At 73.0% G+C, this 15,794-nt stretch carries 15 protein-coding genes; 9 read left to right on the top strand and 6 right to left on the bottom strand.

From position 1 onward, the window contains the following. Positions 1-59 precede the first annotated feature (59 nt). The 3 genes from A2CP1_RS01470 (at position 60) to tsf (ending at position 3,184) form a co-directional block, all read left to right on the top strand. The gene (locus tag A2CP1_RS01470) at positions 60-1,109 is read left to right on the top strand and encodes a competence protein CoiA family protein (RefSeq protein ID WP_012631712.1); all 1,050 of its coding nucleotides are present in this window, start codon (positions 60-62) and stop codon (positions 1,107-1,109) included. A 361-nt stretch (positions 1,110-1,470) separates the two neighbouring features. Further along, positions 1,471-2,415 carry a 30S ribosomal protein S2 gene (rpsB, locus tag A2CP1_RS01465; protein WP_012524361.1) on the top strand — a complete coding sequence of 315 codons (945 nt, stop codon included), beginning with the start codon at positions 1,471-1,473 and terminating at the stop codon, positions 2,413-2,415. Positions 2,416-2,524: 109 nt separating this feature from the next. Further along, on the top strand, positions 2,525-3,184 hold the full coding sequence (gene tsf, locus A2CP1_RS01460) for a translation elongation factor Ts (RefSeq protein WP_012631710.1): 660 nt from the start codon (positions 2,525-2,527) through the stop codon (positions 3,182-3,184). A gap of 215 nt (positions 3,185-3,399) precedes the next feature. Here tsf and A2CP1_RS01455 read toward each other — a convergent pair whose 3' ends face one another. Next, positions 3,400-4,191: a hypothetical protein gene (locus tag A2CP1_RS01455; RefSeq protein ID WP_012631709.1), complete on the bottom strand. Its 792-nt coding sequence runs from the start codon at positions 4,189-4,191 to the stop codon at positions 3,400-3,402. 22 nt (positions 4,192-4,213) lie between these two features. Beyond that, positions 4,214-7,582: a TonB-dependent receptor gene (locus A2CP1_RS01450; RefSeq protein WP_012631708.1), complete on the bottom strand. Its 3,369-nt coding sequence runs from the start codon at positions 7,580-7,582 to the stop codon at positions 4,214-4,216. 513 nt (positions 7,583-8,095) lie between these two features. Here A2CP1_RS01450 and A2CP1_RS01445 point away from each other — a divergent pair. Genes A2CP1_RS01445 through A2CP1_RS01430 form a run of 4 tightly spaced genes read left to right on the top strand, consistent with a single transcriptional unit; the run spans position 8,096 to position 10,558 of the window. Further along, positions 8,096-8,842: an energy transducer TonB gene (locus A2CP1_RS01445; protein WP_012631707.1), complete on the top strand. Its 747-nt coding sequence runs from the start codon at positions 8,096-8,098 to the stop codon at positions 8,840-8,842. Between the two features lie 52 nt (positions 8,843-8,894). Continuing rightward, the gene (locus tag A2CP1_RS01440) at positions 8,895-9,653 is read left to right on the top strand and encodes a MotA/TolQ/ExbB proton channel family protein (RefSeq protein WP_012524356.1); all 759 of its coding nucleotides are present in this window, start codon (positions 8,895-8,897) and stop codon (positions 9,651-9,653) included. A gap of 36 nt (positions 9,654-9,689) precedes the next feature. Continuing rightward, positions 9,690-10,109: an ExbD/TolR family protein gene (locus A2CP1_RS01435; protein ID WP_012524355.1), complete on the top strand. Its 420-nt coding sequence runs from the start codon at positions 9,690-9,692 to the stop codon at positions 10,107-10,109. A gap of 2 nt (positions 10,110-10,111) precedes the next feature. After that, on the top strand, positions 10,112-10,558 hold the full coding sequence (locus A2CP1_RS01430) for an ExbD/TolR family protein (protein ID WP_012631706.1): 447 nt from the start codon (positions 10,112-10,114) through the stop codon (positions 10,556-10,558). A gap of 107 nt (positions 10,559-10,665) precedes the next feature. On the opposite strand, the gene A2CP1_RS01425 is transcribed toward A2CP1_RS01430, so the two are convergent. Continuing rightward, positions 10,666-11,604 carry an RluA family pseudouridine synthase gene (locus tag A2CP1_RS01425; RefSeq protein ID WP_012631705.1) on the bottom strand — a complete coding sequence of 313 codons (939 nt, stop codon included), beginning with the start codon at positions 11,602-11,604 and terminating at the stop codon, positions 10,666-10,668. Between the two features lie 200 nt (positions 11,605-11,804). On the opposite strand from A2CP1_RS01425, the gene A2CP1_RS01420 reads away from it, so the two are divergent. Beyond that, positions 11,805-12,380 carry a fumarate hydratase C-terminal domain-containing protein gene (locus A2CP1_RS01420; protein ID WP_012631704.1) on the top strand — a complete coding sequence of 192 codons (576 nt, stop codon included), beginning with the start codon at positions 11,805-11,807 and terminating at the stop codon, positions 12,378-12,380. Here A2CP1_RS01420 and A2CP1_RS01415 read toward each other — a convergent pair. Continuing rightward, positions 12,377-12,976: a hypothetical protein gene (locus A2CP1_RS01415; RefSeq protein ID WP_012631703.1), complete on the bottom strand. Its 600-nt coding sequence runs from the start codon at positions 12,974-12,976 to the stop codon at positions 12,377-12,379. The two genes, A2CP1_RS01420 and A2CP1_RS01415, sit on opposite strands and share 4 nt — an antisense overlap. A 129-nt stretch (positions 12,977-13,105) precedes the next feature. Between A2CP1_RS01415 and A2CP1_RS01410 the strand changes: the two genes are divergently transcribed. After that, a complete protein-coding gene (locus A2CP1_RS01410; RefSeq protein ID WP_012524350.1) occupies positions 13,106-13,417 on the top strand; it encodes a hypothetical protein in 312 nt (103 codons plus the stop codon). A 23-nt stretch (positions 13,418-13,440) separates the two neighbouring features. Here the strand turns inward: A2CP1_RS01410 and A2CP1_RS01405 are convergent, their stop codons facing one another. Both A2CP1_RS01405 and A2CP1_RS01400 read right to left on the bottom strand, forming a co-directional pair. Beyond that, entirely contained in the window at positions 13,441-13,974 is a 534-nt protein-coding gene (locus A2CP1_RS01405) for a YhbY family RNA-binding protein (protein ID WP_012631702.1), read from the bottom strand. A gap of 12 nt (positions 13,975-13,986) precedes the next feature. Continuing rightward, entirely contained in the window at positions 13,987-15,789 is a 1,803-nt protein-coding gene (locus tag A2CP1_RS01400) for a J domain-containing protein (protein WP_012631701.1), read from the bottom strand. Between the last annotated feature and the right edge of the window lie 5 nt (positions 15,790-15,794).

The following is a 15,794-nucleotide window of genomic DNA, read 5'->3' as shown; positions in this document are numbered from 1 at the left end:
CGCCGCACGCAGGAGCCCGGGAGGGGAGGCGCGGCAGGATCTCGGCTAGATTCCCGTCCATGCCCCGCCGCCGTCCCGCCTCCCCGCGCCCGCGCCCCGGCCATCCGGCCGCGGCGGGGAAGGTGCGCGCGCCGGTGCGCGCCGGCGCGCGGGGGGACGTGCTGCTGGCCTGGGCGCTCGATCGCGACGGCCGGAAGGTGAACGCCGGCCGGCTCGACCCCGCCGATCGCCGCCGGCTCGCGCCGTTCACCTGCCTCGGCTGCGGCGAGCCGCTCGTCCCGCACCTCGGGCGCGTCCGGGCGCGCCACTTCGCGCACGCGCCCGGCTCCGCCTGCCCGCTCACGGCGCCGGAGACCGCGCTCCACCTGGACGCGAAGGAGCGGCTGCTGGCGCTCTGCGCCGACGCGTTCGGGCGCCGCCGCACCGTGACCGTGCTGGCGCGCTGCCCGTCCTGCCGCCGCCTCGCGCCGCGCGACCTCGCCGCGGAGGGGGACGCCGCGGCCGCGGAGGGCGCGGTCGGCCCGCTGCGCGCCGACGTGCTGGTGCTGCGCGCCGGGCGGGCGGCGCTCGCCCTGGAGGTCCTGGTCACGCACGCCGTGGACGTGGAGAAGGAGGCGGCGCTCGCCGCGGCCGGCGTGCCGGCGGTGGAGATCGACGCGCGGGAGGAGTGGGAGCGGGCGGAGCCGGACGGCGCGGTGGCCATCGTCCCGGTGCGCTCGCTCGGCTTCCCGGCCTGCCCGGCCTGTGCGGCCGGCGCCCGCGCCGACGCCGACCGGGCGCTCGGCGGGGAGGCGGCGGAGATCGCCGAGCTGGAGGCCTACCGCGCGCGCGGCCTGCTCGGCCCGGCGCTTCGCGCGCCCGCCCTCGCCGGCGCGCCCGGGGCCGCCGGCGGGCCGGACGCGCCGTTCACCGAGGCGGAGCGGGCCGACCTGGCGGCGCGCTTCGCCTGCCCGGACTGCGGCGGCGCCGCGATCGCGTTCGGCGCCCGGATCGCCCGCCATCCGTGCCCCGGCCGGCCGCCCCGCCCGATCGCCTGGCGCGGCTACGACGGCGCGCGGATCGAGCTCACCTGGTGGAAGCGGCCCGCCGGCCCGCCGCCGCGGCGGTGACCGCCCGCAAGCCTCCGTCCTCCCCGGGCTTTTCCGCAGCGCGCGCCCGCCCGGCATGGACCGTGCCGAGCTTGAATCGGGCCCCGCGCTGTGTTAGATGACCGCTCCCCGTCGCCTGGGTTGGCGGCGGGCGCCCGCGAGGGCGAAACGCAGCAAATTCACACACCCCTCCGCATCGGCGCGCTCCGGTGCTCCGTCGAGACGGCCCGCACGGCGTCCGGCGGGCGTACGGCGCGCCGCTCCAGGCGGGGTGGCGGAACAACCGGAGAAGACCATGGAAACGCAGGAGACGCAGCAGCAGCCCGCGGCCGCCGTGCCGCCCCCGGCCGCCCCCGAGGCGGCCGCCCCCGCACCCGACACGATGGCCGCCGCGCTCAGCCAGGGCGGCACCGCCATCACGATGAAGGCGCTGCTGGAGGCCGGCGTCCACTTCGGCCACCAGACCAAGCGCTGGAACCCGAAGATGAAGCCGTTCATCTTCGGCGCGCGCAACGGCATCTACATCATCGACCTGCAGAAGACGGTCGGCCTGGCCCGCAACGCGCTCCGCTTCGTGTCCGACTCGGTCGCGAAGGGAGGCTCGGTGCTGTTCGTGGGCACGAAGAAGCAGGCGCAGGACGCGATCCGCGAGGAGGCCTCCCGCTCCGGCCAGTTCTTCGTCACGAACCGCTGGCTGGGCGGCACGCTGACCAACTTCAAGACCGTGAAGCAGGGCATCGACCGCCTCAAGACCATCGAGAAGATGGCGGCCGACGGCACCTACGAGCGGCTCCCGAAGAAGGAGGTCGCCCAGCTCGAGCGCGAGCGCGAGAAGCTGGAGAAGAACCTGGGCGGCATCAAGGAGCTGTCCCGCCTGCCGTCCGCGCTCTTCGTGATCGACACGAAGAAGGAGCACATCGCGGTGCACGAGGCGAACCGCCTCGGCATCCCGGTGGTCGCGGTGGTGGACACGAACTGCGATCCCGAGGGCATCGACTACGTGATCCCGGGCAACGACGACGCGATCCGCTCGATCCGCCTGTTCACCGGCAAGGTCGCCGAGGCCTGCATCGAGGGCAAGGGGCGCTACTCGGCCTGGGTCGCCGAGCACGGCGGCCACGACGAGCGCCGCGAGCAGGAGGACCGCGACGCGGCCAGCGAGCGCGGCCACAAGGATCGCCGCGATCGCCGCGACCGCCGCGGCGGGCCCCGCGAGCGCCGCGAGCCTCGCGAGGACCGCGCCGCCGCCAGCGCGAACGTCGAGGTGGTGCGCAAGGGCGAGGTCGCCCCGGCCGCCGCGCCCGAGGCCGCTCCCGCGAAGGAGTAGCCGCCCCCGCCCCGCGCGCCGCGCGGGGTGAGCTCGTTTCCGGGGGCGGGCCCACCAGGCCCGCCCCCATCGTTTTCCGCACAGACGGAGCACAGACAGGAGAAGGTTCGTGGCCGAGATCAGCGCGAAGATGGTGCAGGAGCTCCGGGAGAAGACCGGGGCCGGGATGATGGACTGCAAGAAGGCCCTCACCGAGGCCGGCGGCGATCTCGCCAAGGCCGAGGAGGTCCTCCGCAAGAAGGGGCTCTCCGCCGCGGCCAAGAAGACCGGCCGCGCCGCGACCGAGGGCGCCGTCGCCAGCTACATCCACATGGGCGGCAAGATCGGCGTCCTGGTGGAGGTGAACTGCGAGACCGACTTCGTGGCGCGCACCGAGGGCTTCCAGGGCCTGGTGAAGGAGATCGCCATGCAGGTCGCGGCCGCCTCGCCGCGCTGGGTCCGCCGCGAGGAGGTCCCGGCCGACGTGGTCGCCAAGGAGCTGGAGATCGCGAAGGCACAGGCCCGCGAGCAGAAGAAGCCCGAGGCCATCCTCGAGAAGATCGCCACCGGCAAGGTGGAGAAGTTCTACTCGGAGTTCTGCCTGATGGAGCAGGCCTGGGTGAAGGACGACAAGAAGAAGATCCAGGACGTCCTCACCGACGCGGTCGCGAAGATCGGCGAGAACATCCAGATCCGCCGCTTCGCCCGCTTCGTGCTGGGCGAGGGCCTGGAGAAGAAGCAGGAGAACCTGGCCGAGGAGGTCGCCAAGGCGGCCGGCCTGCAGAAGTAGCTCCCGCCATCCGGCGTCTGCATCCCGGGGCCCTGGTCCGCGTTCGCGGGCCGGGGCCTCGTCGTTTGCGGGGCCGGGAACGCGCGTCGGCGCGAGCGCCGTGCGCGCGGGGCCGTGGTGGCGCGGGGCCGTCGCCGGAAGGCCGCAGCGCGGGCACGAAAAAGGGGAGCCGGCACGGATGCCGGCTCCCCGGGTGCTTCAGGCTTTCGACGAGGCTACGGAGCGGGCGGCTCGGTGGTGACGCTCACCGGCTCGGTCTCGAAGCTGGCGGCCGTGGTGGGGAAGCCGTTCGTGTCGGCGCTCACCTTGTACCACCAGGTGGCGCCCACCGTGACGCCGGTCTTGACGTACGGCGACGTCGTGGCGACCGCCGTCCAGTTGCCGGGCGCGCCGCTGTTGTCCGGCGCCTCCCAGAGCTGCACGTCGGTCATGTTGTCGCCCGCGTCGCTGAAGTCGACCGTGATCTCGGTGCCCGCGGTGTCGGACTGCGCAGCCGCGAAGTCGTTCACGAGCACGTTCACGTCGATGTCGAGCGGGTGCCCCTGCTTGTCCGAGACCGTCCCCTTCAGGTTGAAGATGCCCGCGGCGAGCTCCGTCAGGTTGAACCACGACTCCGTTGCCGAGATCGAGGGGCCGGGGTACAGCACGACCGAGGCGCCCTCGAACGACGCCGGGGACTGCGGGTAGTAGCAGGACATCCAGTTGCCCGGGCCGGCGCCGTTGACGGACAGCCAGCCGCCTGCCGGCGTGCAGTCCTCGGGCGTCACCTGGATCGAGGCGCCGTCGAGCAGCTTGCCCGGGTTCGCCTTCACGAACACCACGGTGCCGGACGTGGTTGCGACCGTCCAGCTCGTGCCCGTGTTCGTGCCCTCGAACGCCGCGCCACCGTCGGTGGCGATGACGTTCGTGACGGAGGGCGTCCCCTTGTTCTCGTCCTCGTACGGATCGCAGGCCTGCAGGCCGGCGACCGCGATCAGCGTCAACGCGAGCTTGGTCAGCGTCTTCATGTTGGTCTCTCCTTGGCTCACGCTAGAAGCTGAGCGACAGGCCGAGGCGCAGCGACAGCGGCGCCATGAAGGACGCCGTGCCGGAGGCCGGGCGACCCCAGTTCGGATTGACGGTCACGTTCCGGCCGTCGATCGTCTTGAGGTACTTGAGGTCGGGGCAGGCCGACTGGAGCGCCTGCACCGGGTTGGCCTTGCCGACCGCGGACTGGCTCGAGCACTTCGCGCCGCTGATCGGCTGCGTCATGTCGTACGTGTAGTCCTGGTCGATGAGGATGGTCTCCTCGCTGTTGAGCACGTTGAACACGTCCACCGTGAACTTCAGCGCGTACGGCGGCTTGATGACGTACTCGAGCGCGCCGCGGAGGTCCACCTTGTTGGTCCAGGGCGACCGGCCCGCCATGCCGCGGGGCACCACGAACGTCTGGGAGACGTCGTAGATGTCGTTGTAGCCGGCCAGCGCGCTGATCGGATTGCCGGACTGGCCCGTGTACGCGGCGCCGCCGGTGAGGCTGAAGCGCGGCGAGGCGGCCCAGGTGTACGACCCGAAGAGCTTCACCTGGTGCGGACGGTCTCCGTACAGGTAGCCCTTCTGGTTCGTCATGATCGACGGGATGTCGTACTGGGACGTGATGCCCGGGTCGAGCTGGTCGTCCTCGGGGCGGTACGGACCCGCGTAGTTGCCGCGGAGCACCGAGTACGTGTAAGACGCCGACGCCTGCCACCCGCGCGAGAAGTTCTTGCGGACGGACAGCGTGACGCCGTCGTAGCTGCGCTCCGGCTTCGGGAACGGGATGACCATGAGCCGGCCGGTGGCCGTGTCGGTCGCGGTCGGAGCCGACGGGTTGTACGTCACGCCGTCGGAGCCCACGAACTCGCCGCCCTTGGTCGGGTTGCCGATGTAGTAGCCCTCACCGTCGTTCGGCGACATGTCCTCGATGATGTCGCCCTGGCGGCGGCCGGCGTACTCGAGGCCGACGGACAGGTCGGACAGCACCTCGTACTCGATCTGGCCGCCGAACTGATCCACGTACGCCTGGGAGATGTCCGGGGACACCGGCGAGGCCGAGGTGCCGGAGGTGCGGAACAGATAGCTCCGGTCCGGACCGGTGCCGCCGCCCGAGTTCGTCACGCCGCAGTTGGACGGGTTCAGCTGCCGCGTGTCGTACGTCACGAGCGACTGGTTCGTCGGGTCGGCCATGCCGGCCTCGGACGCGCCGCCGGGGATCGCGCAGCCGGGCGCGGTGCCGATCGCGCTGGTGGGCATGTAGAAGATCAGCGAGCGCTCCGCACCGAAGGTGCGGTCGCCGAGATCGAGGGGCATGGCGTAGAAGAACCGGCCCCAGCTACCGGCCACCTTGCCGCGGCCGCTGCCGGTGAAGTCCCAGATCGCCTGGACGCGGGGCGCCCAGCTGTTGTTGATCGTGAAGCCGTTGGACTCGGGGTTGCTGACGTTGTTCAGCGACTGCCCCTCCCAGCGGATGCCGTAGTTCAGGGTCACGTTCTGCGGCAGCTGCCAGCTGTCCTGCGCGTAGACGGACGTGCTGTTCGTGCCGGCGGTGTTCTGGATCCGGGTGGCGAAGTTCACCTCGGACGGGATCACGTTCGTGCCCGGGGTCGTGGCAGGGATGCGGCCGTTGGCGGTGGAGACGTAGCCGTAGCCGCGGCGCGCGTAGATGAGGCCGTTGCCGGTGGTGGCGTAGTAGTACCCGCCGGCGTAGCGCTTGTCCTGCGCGAACGTGGACCGCTCGAAGTCCACGCCGACCTTGGTGTTGTGCGAGCCGAGGAGCTCGGACAGGTAGGACGCGCTCACGCGGGTGGCGAGGCGGTTGGAGACGGCGTCGCTCAGGTAGCCGAGGCCGCCCGTGTTGTAGAGGTTGACGCCGCAGACGTCGGTCGCGGAGTAGCCCTGATCGAGGGGCGTCGTGGGATCGGTCGACGGCGCACGGCCGACGCACTCGGGCAGCGCCTCGAAGTTCGTGACCGGCGTCCGGAAGCGGAACTGCAGGGTCGGCGTGTTGAGCTGATCGACGCCGGCCTGCGTCTTGTCCTTCGGGGCGCTCTTGTTGTAGTGCCAGCCCGCCTGCGCCTCGACGATGAGCCGCTTGTCGAGGAACTTGCCGGCGTAGCGCAGGCTGCCGTCGAACGTGTTGCCGGTCTCGTCGAAGGTGCGGCGGCTGGGGCCACCGGCCATCGAGATGCTGGTCGCGCTGGTCGGCATGCCGACCGCGGACAGCGTCAGGTTGTTGTTCTCGTCGAGCAGGTAGGTCAGCTTGCCGACGTACTGGTAGGTGGTGCGGCCGGAGCGGTAGACCTGCTCCGTCCCCGGCACCCGGTCCTGCTCGATGAGGCCGGTGGACTCGTTGAGGGCCGGGCTCCACGCGTGCGACGTGGGATCCTGCTCCATCCGGTTCAGCTGCAGGAAGCGCTCGGTGTAGGTGCGGGTCACGATCGGCGCGAAGCCGGCGTAGAACCACAGCTTGTCCTTCATGATCGGGCCGCCGACCTCGAAGCCGAAGTCGAGGTCGTAGGCGCCCTCGTCCGGCTTGCGGCGCCAGCCGATCGCCTCACCGTTGGTGCCGGCGGTCTTGCCGGTCGGGTCGATGAGCATGCGGGGGGTGAAGTCGGTGAACACCGACCCGTGGTACTCGTTCGAGCCGCTGCGGGTGACGACGTTCAGCACGCCGCCGGTGGTGCGGCCGTACTCGGGCTGGAAGCCGCCGGTCTTGACGTCGATCTCCTGCACGAAGTTGTTCTGCAGGGTCGGCGTGAGCGTCTGCGAGTTCGGGTTGCCGGCGAACGTGCCGTACACCGGGTCGGTCACGTTGAGACCGTCCACGATGTAGGAGTTCTCGGGGGACTGGGCGCCGGCGAAGCTGACGCCGTAGCTGTCGGTCTGCGCCGTCGGGACCACCGTGGCCACGTTCTCGACCGAGCGGCCGACCGGGATGTTCGCCATGAACTCGCGGGAGACCACCGCGCCGCTCTCGGCGGCGCCGATGTTCACCACGGGAGCGGCGCCCGTCCGGACGACCTGCTCCTCCATCTGCACGGCCTCGGGGACGACCGCGATGTTCGCGCGGATCGTCTTGTCCGTGCGCATCGTGATGTCCGCGCGCTCGGCGGGCTTGAAGCCCTCGAGCTGGACCGCCAGGGAGTACGCGCCAGGGGGAAGCAGGGTGATGCGGTAGTTGCCGTTCGCGTCGGTGACCGCCGTCTGCTCACCCTGGAGATTCGGGCTCCGCGCGACGATGACGGCACCTGCGACGGGCTTACCGGTCGACGCATCGGTCACCACACCGATGATCGTGCCGGTCGTTTGGGCGAACGCGACTCCCGCGAACAACAGCGCGAGCGGCGCGATCCGCAGGAGGCGCAGCAACTTCTTCCTCATGACTTCCTCCAGGGAGAGAGCACTCAGCCGCACCTGACGGTCCTGACCTCCGTGCGGAGGGACTCCGCTCGGATGACCGACCGACGGGTCAATTGGTTGATGGTTCTAGGCTTCCGCTGTGAGGAATGTCAAGCAAGCGGCGGCTGTTATAAGGCCGTGTCGTGCGCGCCCCGACGGGGGCGCAACACCCCACGGACACGGGACTTTTCGCAGGCCGGGGACGGGGGATCGACTTCGCGGGGAGCGATATCGCGACGACCTGCGTCAATTCGCGCGTTGCCTCGGAAAGACGCAACCGGGTGGCGCGGAAGCGGGCAGGATTGGGATCCGTGCGGCGCAATCTCGTACCGACCGTCGAACCCCATCCTTTAGATCTACCGCGTCGCCCGGCGGCCACCGCCATCCCCCCTCGCGAGGCGGCGATGGACAAGCATTGACAAGGGCTTGGAGGACGACTACGTAGCGGTGCTTCTTTTCCCAGCCGATTCTCCCGTCAATACCAGCGAGCGGAACGTGTTCGACGAGGTCACCAAGCAAGAGGGCGGGAAGAACGCTGCGAAGCGGGCCGGCTACGTCTTCGGGTCGACCCTCTTCCAAGTCCTTCTCGTGTTCGCGATCATCACGGCGTCGGCCGCCATCAAGGCGAAGGTCATCGACGAGCCGGTCGTGGACGTGAAGTTCGTCAAGGCGGTCCCGCCGCCTCCGCCGCCGCCGCCGGCGCCTCCGCCGCCGGCCGCGCGGAAGCGGCCGCCGGACGAGAAGCCGCGGACCGATCTCCCCAAGCCGCCCCCGCCCACCGCGCTCCTGCAGCCGAAGGACGTGCAGGCGGAGATGAAGCCGCCCGATCCGAACGAGCCGCCCGAGCCGGAGTACGACTACGGCGACGCCGCGGCGGGCGAGGGCGTGGTCGGCGGCGTCGTGGGCGCCGCCCCGCAGCAGAACCAGATCGAGGACGCGCCGGCCTACGCGACCGCGGGCTACAAGAAGCCGCAGATGGCGCAGCCGAACTGCGTCCAGCAGTCGGTCCGCCTCCCCCGCGAGCTGCTGGGCTACATCTCCGGCCCGATCACCGTGAAGTTCGCGATCGGCCGGGACGGCGCGCCCTCCCGCTTCGAGGCGATGACGAACGTCCCCGACAAGCGGATCGCCGACGCCATCTGGAACGCGGTGCAGACCTGCAAGTGGGTCCCCGGCGCCGACGCGCAGGGCCGCCCCACCGCCATCTGGGTCATCCTCCCGCTCCGGTTCACCGCCGGCTGATCCGCAGCACGCCTCTTCCGTCCCAAGTCATTCTGCCTCCAAGGAGAGTTTCATGTCGCTTCAGGTGATCCAGACGCTCCAGCAGCTGGCCGCGGCCCAGGCCACCCCCGAGGTCTCGTTCGACCTCCTGCACATGTGGAAGACGATGGGCCCGTTCGCGAAGTTCATCGCGGGCGTCCTGGCGGTGATGAGCATCTACTCGCTCGGCGTGATGGCCGAGCGCCTCGTCACCTTCGCCCGCGCGCAGAAGGCCTCGCGGCAGTTCGCCGCCGCGCTGCGCGACCTGCTCCCGGCCGCGAAGTTCGGCGAGGCGGTCGAGCTCTCCCGCAAGCTGAAGCGCGGCCACCTGCCCAAGGTGCTCGGTCTCGCCATCGAGGAGTACAGCCACGGCGTCGAGGCGCTGAAGACCCACGGCCCGCGCGACGTCGGCAACTTCGACGTGATCGCCGCGGTGAACCGCGCGGTGGAGCGCAGCTCGCTCCGCACCGTGAACGACCTGCGCCGCGGCCTGGGCGCGCTCGCCACCGTCGGCTCGACCGCCCCGTTCGTCGGCCTCCTCGGCACCGTGGCCGGCATCATCACGGCCTTCCAGGCGATGGCCGCCACCGGCTCCGGCGGTCTCGGCTCGGTGTCGGCCGGCATCGCCGAGGCGCTCGTGACGACCGCGTTCGGCCTCCTCGTCGCCATCCCCGCGGTGATGATGTTCAACTACCTCACCAACCGCGTCGAGGACATGCAGGTGGACATCACCGACTCGGCCACCGAGCTGATGGACTTCTTCATGAAGGAAGGCCGCAGCGAGGTGAAGTAGTCCCCCCCCCCGCGGCCCGCGAAGGAGACCTGACCGATGTCCATGGACGTTGGCGGCAAGGGGGTGAAGAGCGAGATCAACGTGACGCCGCTCGTCGACGTCGTGTTGGTGCTCCTCATCATCTTCATGGTCATCACCCCGATGCTCCAGCGCGGCAAGCCGGTCGTCCTCCCGGACGCGAAGCACGTCTCCGCGCTGAAGCAGGGCGGTGACCCGATCCTCGTGTCGGTGACGAAGGACGGGAAGATCTGGATCGACAAGGAGGAGGTCCAGAAGGCGGACCTCTCCCAGATGCTCACCATCGCGATGCAGATGCAGCCGGGCGCGCCGGTGCTGGTGAAGGGCGACCGCGACGTGACCTACAAGACCATCCGCGAGATGATCTTCGAGATCTCGAAGACGCACATCATGGGCGTCTCCCTCGCCGCGTCCCAGATCAAGGACAAGGAGAAGTAGCCATGGCGATGGGGCTCGGGTCCAAGCGACCCGTCACCGACATCAACGTCACGCCACTCATCGACGTGGTGCTCGTGCTCCTGATCATCTTCATGGTGCTCACGCCGCTCGCGGAGAAGCAGAAGTTCATCCGCGTCCCGGAGTACCAGCCGGAGATGCAGCCGGTCCCGCCCGACTCGGTGCCGCCGGACCAGACGGTCCTCACCGCGCTCGGCAACGGCAACGTCCTCCTGAACAAGCAGGAGATGACGATCAACGACGCGATGCAGCGGCTGCACGTCGCCTACGACGGGCGCCCGTCGAAGGTGATGTTCTTCAACGCCGAGGACTCCGTCCGCTACGAGCAGGCCGTCAAGGTGCTCGACGCCGCCCACGGGGCGGGCGTGAACACCATCGGGATGATGACCGATCCGCCGCTCGGCGGCGGCGCGGCGGGCGAGCAGCAGTAGCCGATCCCGGACGTACGGTTTGGTGGGAGGGCCGGCCGAGCGCCGGCCCTCTTCGTTTTCGTCCGAGCCCGCGAGCACCGCGGTGACGGCGGGTCGCGAGCGGTCGTTCAGCGGGCGGCCGGCAGCCGCGCCAGCACCGCCTCCAGCTCCGGCGGCAGCGGGCTCTCCACCGCCACCCGCCCGGCGCCGTCCGGATCGTCGAACGCGAGCCGCCAGGCGTGCAGGAACTGCCGCTCGAGGCCGGGCAGCGCGGCCGCGGCCCCCCCGTACAGCGCGTCGCCCGCCACCGGGTGGCCGAGCAGCGCCAGATGGGCGCGGATCTGGTGCATCACCCCGGTGACGATGCGGACGCGCAGCAGCGTGTGGTCCGCGAAGCGCCGCTCCGGCTCGTAGTGGGTCTCGGCCGGGCGCGGGCGCAGGCCGCGCGCCTGGAGCCGCTCCTCCGCCTCGACGTCGGGCGCCGGCACCACCCGGCCGCCGCGCTGCGCGAGCGGGACGGAGCAGACGCCGCCGGCGGGCAGCCGCCCCACCGCCAGCGCCAGGTAGACCTTGTCCACCGTGTGGGCGCCGAGCTGCGCGTGCAGCGCCTCCCAGGCCTCCGGGTCCCGCGCGAACAGGACGCAGCCGCTCGTCTCGAGATCGAGCCGCTGCACCGCCCCGCCCTCGCGCGGCTCCGGCGACGCCTCGGCGCATTCGGGATGGCGCGCCGCCACCGCGTTCGCGAGCGTGCCGCCCTCGCCGGGCGCGAGCGGGTGGACCGCCACGCCGGCCGGCTTCTCGACGACGAGGTAGCGCGGCCGCTCCAGGAGCACCGAGAGCGGCGCGTCCGGCTCGGGCTCGGGGGGCCCGGCGGGCAGCTCCACGTCGAGCTCCACCAGCGCGCCCGGCGCGGCCGGGTCCGAGGCGCGGGCGCGGCGACCCCGCACGCGGACCTCCCCCAGCGCGAAGGCGCGCTTCACCGCGGCGCGGCCCAGGCCGAGGGCGTCGGCGAGCGCCCGATCGAGGCGACCGGAGGCGGTGAGCGGCAGGCGGATCTCGCGTCTCAAGCGACCCTCTCGTGCGGTGCGACGGGGCACCCTCGCCCCGCGCCGCCGGCGTCGCCACGTTGAAGGAAGGGGTGCGGCGCGGCGATGCCCCGCTTGGAGATACCGCCCCGCCGCGCCGGACGGCAAGGGCCTGGCGCGCCGCCGGCCGTTATGGAAGCCGCCCCGGCCCGGACGTCGGACCGACCGTGAAGGGAGCCCGGATGCCGAAGACGCTCACGCTGCCGGCCCTGCCGGAGGACGTGCGCGGGCTCGCCGCGGGCGACGAGGTGCTGCTCCGCGGCCGGATCGTCACCGGGCGCGAGGCGGCGCACCGCTACCTCGCGACGCACGACGACCCGCAGGTGCGGCGCTGGACCGAGGGCGCCGTCCTCTACCACTGCGGCCCGGTGGTCGCGCGCGCGCCGGGCGGCGGCTGGCGCTTCGTGGCGGCCGGGCCGAGCGCGTCGGGGCGCCAGGAGCCGTGGGAGGCGGAGGTGATCGCGCGCTACGGGCTGCGGGGCGTGCTCGGGAAGGGCGGCATGGGCCCGCGCACGCTCGAGGCGCTCCGCGCGCACGGCGCGGTGTACCTGCACGCGGCGGGCGGCCTGGCGGTGTCGCTGGCGCGCCACGTGACCCGGGTGCTGGACGTGGCGCGGCTCGACGCGCTGGGCGTCACCGAGGCCATCTGGCTGGCCGAGGTGGACGACTTCCCGGCGGTGGTGACCATGGACGCGCACGGGGAGACGCTGCACGCGCCCGGCGCGGAGGCGCCGGAGACGACGCCCGCGCCCGGCTAGGCGGCCGACGGACCGCGGCGGCGCGCGCCGGAGCGCATGCGCACCAGCCCGTAGAAGAGCTGCTTCTCGGTGTAGAGCCGGCGCCCGGAGTACTCGCCGTCGCGGAACGACCCGGGCCGCTCCAGCCACATCCGCGCGCGCACCACTCCTTGGTGGGCAAACGGCGCGACCACCTCCTCGGGCGCGCGCGCCAGATAGGCGCGGAGCAGCGCCCGGACCTTGCGGTTGTACCGGGCGCGCGGGAAGCGCGAGTGCCGGCGGCCGCGGTGCAGGGTGCCGTCGAAGCGGTTCGACGCGTGGTACAGCTCGTGGACGATCGTGCCGATCCGCTCCTCGGGCGTGGAGGCCAGGAACCACAGCGGCCGCAGCGTCACCACATACAGGATCTTCCGGCCCTTCACGCGCACCAGGGGCTTCACCGCCCCGCCCTCTCCGGCGCGGCGGCGCGTCGCGCCGAAGTGCGCCGGCCGGATGGTCGCCCGCGAGCTGCGCCGGGCCTCGCCGGCCACCACCAGCACGCGCGAGGCGCGCACGTGGCCGAGCTCGGGCACCCGGAGCGCCAGGTCGCGGATCAGCCGCTTCACGGCACGTGTCATGTTGACCCGGCGCACCACCGGGGAGCATGTCCGACCTTCGTCCACTGGACAAGCAGCGACCCGCTACCGCGGCCGTAACACGCACGGGCGTCTTGTCCCGTCCCCCGGGGGCTCGTAGCATGCGCCGCCATGTTCGCGCTCCTCGCGGCCGCAGCCCTCCTCCTCGCCGTCGCATCGTGGATCCGGTTCCGCCGCCTGGAGCAGGCGCTCGTCGGCGAGCTGGCGGGCCTGACCGCGCGGGTGAAGGACCTCGCCGAGCGCGTGGACGCCGCCGAGGCCGACGTGGGCCACGCGGTCACGCAGACGGAGATCGCGGAGAGCCTGCTGCTCGACAAGGGCATCGCCGAGCCCGAGGAGCTGGAGGCGCTGCGCCGCCGCGTGGACGAGGACGACGCGCCCGCGCCGGCGTACCAGCCCGAGCGCGACGGCGCGCTGCACTAGCCGCGCGGCGCGCGGATCGTCCGCTAGCGCTTGGTGCGCTTCGCGCGCGGGGCCGGCCGGCGCCCGGCGGGGCGCTGACCCTTCGCCGGGGCGCGCTGCCCCCTCGCCGGCGCGCGCCGCTCCCTCGCCGGCGCACGCTGCCCCCGCGCCGGCGCGCGCTTCTCCTTCGCCGGGGCGCGCCTTCCCTTCGCGGCCGCGCGCTTCGCCTCCGGGCGCTCCGCCCGCGCGCCCGCGGGCGCCGGCTCGTAGCGGGGCCGCTCCGGGTGGCGGCGGTACGCGAGCACGGTCCGGCCCAGCACCTGCGCGACCTGGACGTCCTCCGCGAGCAGCCGGTCCGCGATCTCGAGCCGGTCCTCGGGGCTCTCGGTCCCGACCTTCATCTTGACCAGCTCGTGCGCGAGGAGCGCCTCGTCCAGCTGGCGGAGGACCGCCTCGGTGAGCCCTTCCTTGCCGACCTGGACCACCGGCGAGAGGTGGTGACCGGCGGCGCGCAGCGCGCGGCGCAGCGGGGAGGACGGCATGAGGGCGCGCTTCTTCGGGTTCGTGGGTGCGGGCATGGTCGTCGGGTCCTACTTGCGGAGGTACTTCAGCTCGCGGGCGAGGTCCGCGTTGTCCGGCGCGGCGGCGAGCCCGCGGCGCAGGTGGCGCTCGGCGAGCGCGAGGTCGCCGAGCACCTTCGCCATCTGACCGAGGAACAGGTAGCCCGGCGCGCAGCGGGGGTTCTTCTTGAGGCCCGCCTCGATGGCGGCGGCGCTCTGCGCCTGCTGGCGCTTCTTGTCTTCTGCCCGGAGGAAGTCGCACCAGGCCCTCCAGATGCCGAACTCCGGCTCCTCCGGGTTGAGCTGGAGCGCCTCCAGGAACCTCGCGTGCGCCTCGTCGTAGCGGCGCGCCTTCACGAGCTGGGTCCCGGCCTGGAACAGGTTCTCGGCCTGGAGGATGCCCATCACGTCCACCTCGGGCGCCCCGCCGCCCCGCAGCTCCTCGAGGTACTGCGCGCGGCGGGCCTCGTCGCCGAGCTCGGCCCAGGCGGCGCTCACCCGCGCGAACAGGTCGGCGCAGAGCTTCCGCACGTCCGCCGGTGCGTCGGAGGGGATGGCGTCGGGGTGGTACAGCTTCGCGAGCTGGAAGTAGGCGACCTTCACCTGCGCGGCGGGCGCGTCGCGCTTCACGCCCAGCACCTGGAAGTGATCGGACCCCTCCAGCGAGACGAGCGTGGCCTTCAGCGCGGCCGGCTCGAGCGCGGTGGCGCGGCGCACCGGGGCCGAGGGCGGGCGCGCGACCGCGGCGGCCGTCGCCGGCGGATGAGGCGCCGCCGGGGGGCGGGGCGCGGCCGCCGCGGGCACCGCGGTCGCGGCGCGGGACACGGGCGTCGACGCGGGCGGGGGGGTGGGCGTGGGCGTGGGCACGCTCGCGGGCGCGGGGGCGGGCGAGCGGGCTCTCCTGGCGCCGAAGGCGAGCAGGTCGAGCTCCCCGAGCAGGAGCGACAGCCGCAGCACCGCCGCCGCGTCGGCGGGGCTCGCCGCCGCGATCTCGGCCGGGCTCCGCTCACCGTCGAGCAGCGCCGCGGCGCGCGCCTCCTGCGGCGTGAGGCGCAGGTCCTCGATCCGGACCCGACCGGCCATCCGCGAGGCGGCGCGCTCCTCGCGATCGCCGAGCCGGCGCTTCACCGTGGCGAGCTCGAGCGCGCGGACCGCGGCGCAGAGCGCCGCGAACGGCGGGCCCAGCGGGAACCCGGAGGGCGGCGGCGCGACCCCCGGCTCCCAGGCCCAGGTGCCGTCCTCGACCGCGAGCGCCCGGGCCACCAGCGCGAGCCCGTGCTCGGCGAGCAGCGCGGCCACGTCGCCGGGCGGGACGAGGCGCGCCCCCACCAGCGCCGCGGCGAGGTCGCCGCCGGCGGCGCCGCGGGCCGCCTCGGCCTGCACGAGCTGCTCGGGCCGGAGCACGCCCTTGCGCAGCAGGAAGCGACCGAGATCGTCGGTGGGGTCGGAGGACGCGGCGTGCTCCACCGCGCCGCGGCGGAACACGAGCGCGTAGGAGCGGCCCGCGGGGGCGAGCGTGAGCCGGCCGCTCGCGCGCGTGGCGGCGGCGAGCCCGTACAGGCGCAGCGCGGAGTCGGCGGCGAGCGCGCCCTGGTGCGCGAGCCCGGCCGCGATGGCCGCGTCGGCGCCGACCTCGCGCGCCGCCAGGCCGTAGGTCGGCGCGGGCGGCGGCGGGGGCGGCGGCCGCGCGGCGGCCGGGGCGACCGCGCGCGGCATCGCCGGCGGGCGGTAGCCGTCCGGCACGCGCTCCAGGCGCGGCGGGCCGGCCGGGGGCGCCGGCCGGGGCCGCGGGGGAGGCGTCTCGCCGGGGGGCTTCGGGGGTGCGTCGCTCACCGCGC

It is taken from the genome of Anaeromyxobacter dehalogenans 2CP-1 (assembly GCF_000022145.1).
Lineage (GTDB): Bacteria > Myxococcota > Myxococcia > Myxococcales > Anaeromyxobacteraceae > Anaeromyxobacter > Anaeromyxobacter dehalogenans.
This window is presented reverse-complemented; position numbering and strand designations above follow the sequence as displayed.

Excerpts from the sequence above, each read along its gene's own strand:
- rpsB (WP_012524361.1), top strand. The coding sequence starts at position 1,471 with ATGGCCGCCGCGCTCAGCCAGGGCGGCACCGCCATCACGATGAAGGCG.
- A2CP1_RS01410 (WP_012524350.1), top strand. The coding sequence starts at position 13,106 with ATGTTCGCGCTCCTCGCGGCCGCAGCCCTCCTCCTCGCCGTCGCATCG.
- A2CP1_RS01415 (WP_012631703.1), bottom strand. The coding sequence starts at position 12,976 with ATGACACGTGCCGTGAAGCGGCTGATCCGCGACCTGGCGCTCCGGGTG.
- A2CP1_RS01440 (WP_012524356.1), top strand. The coding sequence starts at position 8,895 with ATGTCGCTTCAGGTGATCCAGACGCTCCAGCAGCTGGCCGCGGCCCAG.
- A2CP1_RS01435 (WP_012524355.1), top strand. The coding sequence starts at position 9,690 with ATGTCCATGGACGTTGGCGGCAAGGGGGTGAAGAGCGAGATCAACGTG.
- A2CP1_RS01470 (WP_012631712.1), top strand. The coding sequence starts at position 60 with ATGCCCCGCCGCCGTCCCGCCTCCCCGCGCCCGCGCCCCGGCCATCCG.
- A2CP1_RS01420 (WP_012631704.1), top strand. The coding sequence starts at position 11,805 with ATGCCGAAGACGCTCACGCTGCCGGCCCTGCCGGAGGACGTGCGCGGG.
- A2CP1_RS01430 (WP_012631706.1), top strand. The coding sequence starts at position 10,112 with ATGGCGATGGGGCTCGGGTCCAAGCGACCCGTCACCGACATCAACGTC.
- A2CP1_RS01405 (WP_012631702.1), bottom strand. The coding sequence starts at position 13,974 with ATGCCCGCACCCACGAACCCGAAGAAGCGCGCCCTCATGCCGTCCTCC.
- A2CP1_RS01455 (WP_012631709.1), bottom strand. The coding sequence starts at position 4,191 with ATGAAGACGCTGACCAAGCTCGCGTTGACGCTGATCGCGGTCGCCGGC.
- A2CP1_RS01450 (WP_012631708.1), bottom strand. The coding sequence starts at position 7,582 with ATGAGGAAGAAGTTGCTGCGCCTCCTGCGGATCGCGCCGCTCGCGCTG.